Source organism: Maritimibacter sp. 55A14, from assembly GCF_003122205.1.
Classification (GTDB): domain Bacteria; phylum Pseudomonadota; class Alphaproteobacteria; order Rhodobacterales; family Rhodobacteraceae; genus QEYE01.
Genome location: NZ_QEYE01000062.1, coordinates 1 through 1,194, shown reverse-complemented (window position 1 = coordinate 1,194; position 1,194 = coordinate 1). Strand labels below are relative to the sequence as shown.

The following is a 1,194-nucleotide window of genomic DNA, read 5'->3' as shown; positions in this document are numbered from 1 at the left end:
TGCGTCGAACCCGAATGTTTACTCGATGATTTTCGACACCACGCCGGCGCCGACGGTGCGGCCGCCTTCGCGGATGGCGAAGCGGAGTTTCTCTTCCATGGCGATCGGCGCGATCAGTTCGACCGAGAACGACACGTTGTCGCCCGGCATCACCATCTCGGTGCCTTCCGCCAGCGTCACCGTCCCGGTCACGTCCGTGGTGCGGAAATAGAATTGCGGCCGGTAATTGGCGAAGAACGGCGTGTGCCGGCCGCCCTCGTCCTTGGTCAGGATATAGGCCTCGGCCTCGAACTTCGTGTGCGGCGTCACCGAGCCCGGCTTGCAGAGCACCTGGCCCCGCTCCACCGCCTCGCGGTCGATGCCGCGCAGCAGCGCGCCGATATTGTCGCCCGCCTCGCCGCGGTCCAGAAGCTTGCGGAACATCTCGACGCCCGTGCAGGTCGTCTTGCGGGTGTCCTTGATGCCCACGATCTCGATCTCGTCGCCCACGTTGATCACGCCGCGCTCGACACGCCCCGTCACCACCGTGCCGCGCCCCGAGATCGAGAACACGTCCTCGATCGGCATCAGGAACGGCTGGTCGACAGCGCGCTCCGGCGTCGGGATGTACTCGTCCACCGCCGCCATCAGCTCGCGGATCGAGTTCTCGCCGATCTCCGGATCGCGGCCTTCCATCGCCGCCAGCGCCGAGCCCTTGATGATCGGAATGTCGTCGCCCGGATAGTCGTAGCTCGACAGAAGCTCCCGGATCTCCATCTCCACGAGCTCCAGAAGCTCCTCGTCATCCACCTGGTCGACCTTGTTCATGTAGACCACGATCGCCGGGATGCCGACCTGGCGGCCCAGAAGGATGTGCTCGCGCGTCTGCGGCATCGGACCGTCGGCCGCGTTCACCACCAGGATCGCGCCGTCCATCTGCGCCGCGCCCGTGATCATGTTCTTCACGTAGTCCGCGTGGCCCGGACAGTCGACATGCGCGTAGTGCCGCGCCTCGGTCTCGTATTCCACATGCGCCGTCGAGATCGTGATCCCCCGCGCCTTCTCCTCCGGCGCACCGTCGATCTGGTCATAGGCACGGAAATCCCCGAAATACTTCGTGATCGCCGCCGTCAGCGTCGTCTTCCCGTGGTCAACATGCCCGATCGTCCCGATGTTCACATGCGGTTTCGTGCGTTCAAACTTTGCCTTTGCCAT

The 1,194-nt window shown here is 64.7% G+C and carries 1 protein-coding gene; it reads right to left on the bottom strand.

Annotated elements, in window-relative coordinates:
- Nucleotides 1-18 precede the first annotated feature (18 nt).
- Nucleotides 19-1,194, bottom strand: a 1,176-nt coding sequence (tuf, locus tag DDZ14_RS19180) for an elongation factor Tu (protein WP_109426572.1), incomplete at its 5' end; no start/stop codon positions are given.